This window comes from Gilliamella sp. Fer4-1, assembly GCF_001690515.1.
GTDB classification, from domain to species: Bacteria; Pseudomonadota; Gammaproteobacteria; order Enterobacterales; family Orbaceae; genus Gilliamella; species Gilliamella apicola_C.
Genome location: NZ_LZGZ01000203.1, coordinates 1 through 5,481 on the forward strand (window position 1 = coordinate 1; position 5,481 = coordinate 5,481).

Here is a 5,481-nt window from a genome sequence, read left to right on the forward strand (position 1 = left end):
CAATTGAGGATTTTATAGTTTAAAAACAAGTCAGAAAAGCCATTGATTTTATTGAATTTTTTCTGGCTATTTTCTGGATTGAAACATGAGGTGTAATTTTAAACTCGGTGAAGTGAAGAAAATAGAAAGGTGATTTATACTCGCTACTTCACACCACCACAGTTTGGGGATTGCTATGCATGCTTCATTATTTTAAGCCTTGCTAACTAGTCGATTGGATGTATATGCAAAATATCATGACAGCTAAGTATTTAATATAACCTAGGATTTAATATAACTTGGCACTCAATGCAACTAAGTACTGTTTCTTAAACGAAGTATAGGGGCGAACGTTGATAAATCTGGTTTATGGCAATGAGTTTGAGCTTTTAACTTACTTAATAGTTGCATCGCCAAATGTTCCCCTATTTTTGCAGCAGGTAAGGAGACTGTTGTTAAAGGTGGAAAACTCACTTGGCAAAACTCGTTATCACCAAATCCACTCACAGCTAATTGATGGGGCACACGGATATGCCGTCGTTGGCACTCATAAAGCACACCACAGGCTAATTCATCAGTAGTGCAAATTAAGGCATCGATTTCAGGCCAATTCAATAATATGTCAGGCAGTAATAAGCTACCTGTACTAAAATTAGCAGGCTTGGCAGCATTGATAACTCGATGGGTAGGTAGATGATAATCCAACATCGCCTTATGCCAACCATGTAAACGTTGTTGAAAGAGATAATTTTGTTGGTTGGCACACAGTAACCCAATATTTTGATAGCCTTTTTTTATTATATGTTCGGTTAGCATATACATTGCTAAACTATTATCTAACGCTATATCAGGATCTGCCGCTGTATCATATTGCTTACCAATATTCATAATAGGTATCGTTTTATTAAGATTAACATTCTCAATAATAACGTCATTTTCGACATAAAATAACAATATTGCTTCGAGATTATGGTTGTGTAAAGAATCTAACAATTTTAGTTCACGGTTATAATAATGCTCAGATTCAATAAACAATATTGTATAACCTTGTTTAATTAAATTTGCTTGTAACACATCAAGCAAAATTTGCGCAGAATGATCGTGGTTTTTGGTTGTTATAACTGCAATAACTGGGCTAGATGACGCCGAGGCTAACTGGCTAGCGGTAACATTGGGTTTATATCCTAACGCATCGATAGAAATTTGAATCTTTTTGCGAAGTTTAACAGAAACACGTTCTGGCGTGCGTAAGGCGCGTGACACGGTCATAGAGCCCACACCGGCATATTTCGCTACGTCAAATAAAGTAACCTGCCCTGTATTCCTCCGTTTTTTTGCGCTTTGCATATTTCATCCTAATTGAATTTAACCTAACCGTTCGTTTAAAAAAGACTAATTTTGACAACTGCAAGCCAGTGATGAGTGACTTATCCATTAATATGAATATTGTGAGCCACCTTTTAAAACTCAATTTTTTAATAATATTATTCTATCAACATAATTATTTTTAATGAATTTATTAGAAATGTTATCTACATCACAAAATAAATAAAAATTTATGCAAATATGATAGCGCTATCACATTTCTATTATTTTAGTTGTGGCTATTTTTAATTTATATGCTAATTTTTCAATAAATTATCAGAATTTTAATGGAGAGAAAATGCTCGCTAACTATTTAACACAGCAAACTGTGAATATTGTTGATTCTGTAAATGATTGGAAAGAAGCTATACAGCTTTGCGCATCACCATTATTAGCAAACAATACGATTTCTCCTAATTATATTGAAAAAATTTTTGAATTACACGAATCACTTGGACCTTATTATGTGTTAGCGCCTGGCATTGCAATGCCACATGCCAGACCTGAGCATGGTGTAAATCAATTAGGCTTATCAATGTTATTAGTCAAACAAGGGGTAAATTTCAATTCGGCAGATAATGATCCAGTTTATTTAATTACGTTATTAGCAGCAATTGATAGTTCTAGTCATATTGAAATATTAACGCAATTGGCAACCTTATTTGGTGAATCAAATGATATGCAAGCCATTTTTAATGCTCAACATTGCGATCAGATTTTAACTGTAACCAATCGTTATTAAATTTAATAAAACTTTATAAAAGGATAAATAATATGAAAATTATGGCTGTTTGTGGTCAAGGTCTAGGTAGTAGTTTTATGGTTGAAATGAATATCAAAAAAGTGCTTAAGAAATTAAATGTTGATGCCGAAGTAACACATGCCGATCTTGCATCTATCTCACCCGATCAAGCCGATATTTTTGTTATGACCAAAGATTTAGCGGCCAGTTCGGGTATCCCTGCAGATAAATTAGTGGTACTAAGCAATATTATTGATATCAACGATCTAGAATCCAAACTTGCTGAGCATCTTGCTAAGAATTAACGGCCTATGAGGTGTTGCTATGATTCAGGAAATCGTAAAATTTATTGTTGATATTTTAAAAGTACCTGCCGTATTGGTGGGTTTAATTGCCATGGTTGGGTTAATAGCCCAACATAAATCATTTGCTGATACCGTAAAAGGAACCGTGAAAACAATTTTAGGTTTTTTGGTATTAAGCGGTGGTGCAAGCGTGCTTATCAGTGCAATTACGCCACTCGGCATGATGTTTGAGCAAGCTTTTAAATTACAAGGTATTATTCCTAATAATGAAGCTATAGTTTCTATGGCATTAAATGAATATGGTGCAGCAACGGCATTAATTATGGCGTTTGGTATGGTCGCTAATATCGTAGTTGCACGTTTTACACGTTTAAAATTTATCTTTTTGACAGGACATCATACCTTTTATATGGCCTGTATGATTAGTATTATTTTAACCGTTGCAGGATTTAAAGGCTGGCAACTGGTATTTACTGGATCGTTAGTGCTTGGCCTTATCATGGCTTTTTTCCCTGCTTTGGCACAACCGCATATGCGTAAAATTACGGGTAATGATGATGTCGCATTTGGCCATTTTGGTACTTTAGGTTATGTGCTAGCTGGCTGGCTTGGGCAAGTTGTAGGTAAAAACTCACGCTCAACTGAAGAGATGAATTTACCTAAAAACCTAAGTTTCTTACGCGATAGCTCAATTTCAATCTCATTAACTATGATGATTATTTATCTCATTCTAGCTATATTTGCTGGCTCTGACTATGTCGAAACTAATCTAAGTAAAGGTGATAATTATTTAGTTTATGCGATTATAGAGGCTATTACATTTGCTGCTGGTGTGTTTATCATTCTACAAGGCGTGCGATTAATTCTCGCTGAAATTGTGCCAGCATTTACAGGGTTCTCAGAAAAACTGGTACCTAATGCAAAACCCGCTCTTGATTGTCCTGTTGTCTTTCCATATGCGCCAAATGCCGTTCTCATCGGTTTTTTATTTAGCTTTCTTGGTGGATTAATTGGATTATTTGTTTTAGGGCAATTAAATCTGGTTCTGATATTACCTGGCGTTGTTCCTCATTTCTTTTGTGGTGCAACAGCGGGGGTATTTGGTAATGCAATGGGAGGACGCCGTGGAGCAATGCTTGGAGCATTTGCTAATGGTCTATTAGTCACGTTCTTGCCGGTTATGCTACTGCCTGTGTTAGGATCTTTGGGTTTTGCAAATACGACTTTCTCTGATGTTGATTTTTGCGGTGTTGGAATTATCTTAGGTAATATGGCTAAGTGGTTTAACAAAGATATCATAATGAGCATTATTATTGCTATCTTTGCTATATTGGTTATTTATAATTACATAGCTAAACCCAAAATTGATTCAAAGGATTAGTTAAAGTACCTATAGCCACTATTTATATTAGTGGCTATATAAAACACAGAAAAGGCATCTTTAAGAAAGCACATCATTTAATTAAGCCCTATTTTACAACAAAGACATTATGGCTTAATTTTAACTTATTTTTAGTCACACTTTTCAGTTAAAAAACACCTATTGTTGCTTTTATACCGACTAAAAAACATGAGTAAGCAATTCCCTTAAATAAATAACCTTAAATAAACCCCCTTAAATAAATCATCTAACCAGAAATAAGGTTGCTATTTACTAATTATGCTTCCATAAATAATTAATATAGCAACAACACTTATTGCTACTATAGCAATGGTATATTGTGTTTTTACACGGTACTTTTTCACCTCACCGACTGAAAGTTCGCTATGTTTGTTCTTTCGTTGATAATAATAGTACATTGGTAAACCAACTAACGTCAGCACAATTGATGCCAGCCCATTTTCTGTTTGATAAACTAGCATACCATAAATCACATAAACAGCGCCCAATATGGCTAAAATAGGGATAATTGGATAGCCAATGACTTTGTAAGATCTTGGTATATTAGGGTATTTTTTTCTGGCTATCATAACACCAACAAAGGTTAGTAAATAAAATACCCAAATCGAAAACATAGAAATTTCAGATAAACGATCGGCATCTAACAAAACCGAATATAAAAATGCAAAAATAACAAGAACTGAAATGGCATTAACAGGAGAACGGCTATCCTCATCTATTGTACTTAAATAACGTGCACCAACAATAGTTCCACGCTCTGCCATGCTAAAAATAGTACGTGATAATGTCATGATATAACCATTAATACCACCCAAAATCGAGATCATAATACCAACAGCAACTAAGTTACCTCCTGAATGCCCAAACATTCGCTGTGAAGCAACCGCGGCGGCATCGTGCCCTAATGAAACCATTTCGTTGACAGGAAAGATTTTAAAGAATGCTATATTGATACAAGCATAAACAATCACTAAAAAGATAATCCCAAAAATGATTGCTTTTGGTAATACTTTAGATGGATTATGAATTTCACCTGCAACCGATGCAACCTGTGCCCAACCATCATAAGCAAATAATGTAGCTAAGATAGCAACAGCAAAAGGCGCAAATGTTTCAATACCTTGACCACTAGCACCAAATAATGCGACTTGCCCATTGCCTTTCCAAAGACCAAATACCGCCAGTAGTAATATCGGAATCAATTTACAAGCCGTTGCAATGGTTTGTAAATATCCTGCCTCCTTGACACCAATTGCATTAATAAAGGCAATAAAGCCTAATGCTCCTGCACCTACCGCCATTTTATATGTGTCTTCAATCTCAAATAATGAGCAAAATACTGAACTAAAATAACCGACTAATGCACCAATTAACGCTGGAGAAAAGATAACTGTCATCATCCAACCATAAAGGTGAGCGATTTTAGCGCCATAGATTTTTTCTAAATAAACAAGCATGCCCCCAGTTTTTGGGAACATGACGCCTAATTCACAAAGCGTTAATCCACCACAAATGGAAATAGCACCACCAATAATCCAAGCTAATAAAGCATAATGATAATCGCCAGTAACTTCCAATACTGAAGGTGGTTTCATAAATGCACCAGCGCCTAAAACCATCCCAACAACCAGGGATAATGCAGAAACTAAACCAAGATCTTTCCGCAAGTTATTTTCTAAATTGTGATC

Annotated in this window: 5 protein-coding genes; 3 read left to right on the forward strand and 2 right to left on the reverse strand. The window is 35.3% G+C overall.

Translation table 11 applies throughout. The features are described 5' to 3' along the window. Nucleotides 1-294: 294 nt before the first annotated feature. Nucleotides 295-1,326 carry a LacI family DNA-binding transcriptional regulator gene (locus A9G30_RS07175; RefSeq protein WP_065588516.1) on the reverse strand — a complete coding sequence of 344 codons (1,032 nt, stop codon included), beginning with the start codon at nt 1,324-1,326 and terminating at the stop codon, nt 295-297. A 316-nt stretch (nt 1,327-1,642) separates the two neighbouring features. Between A9G30_RS07175 and A9G30_RS07180 the strand changes: the two genes are divergently transcribed. From A9G30_RS07180 to A9G30_RS07190, 3 genes are read left to right on the forward strand one after another with little or no spacing between them, the layout of a single operon-like run. Beyond that, complete coding sequence (locus tag A9G30_RS07180; RefSeq protein ID WP_065566511.1) at nt 1,643-2,086, forward strand: PTS sugar transporter subunit IIA; 444 nt, start codon at nt 1,643-1,645, stop codon at nt 2,084-2,086. A 32-nt stretch (nt 2,087-2,118) separates the two neighbouring features. Next, nucleotides 2,119-2,391, forward strand: a complete 273-nt coding sequence (locus A9G30_RS07185) for a PTS sugar transporter subunit IIB (RefSeq protein ID WP_065566512.1) — start codon at nt 2,119-2,121, stop codon at nt 2,389-2,391. A 19-nt stretch (nt 2,392-2,410) separates the two neighbouring features. Next, a complete protein-coding gene (locus tag A9G30_RS07190) occupies nt 2,411-3,772 on the forward strand; it encodes a PTS ascorbate transporter subunit IIC (protein WP_065588517.1) in 1,362 nt (453 codons plus the stop codon). A 266-nt stretch (nt 3,773-4,038) separates the two neighbouring features. On the opposite strand, the gene A9G30_RS07195 is transcribed toward A9G30_RS07190, so the two are convergent. Continuing rightward, on the reverse strand, nt 4,039-5,481 hold a 1,443-nt coding region (locus A9G30_RS07195; protein ID WP_081295749.1), incomplete at its 5' end, for an APC family permease.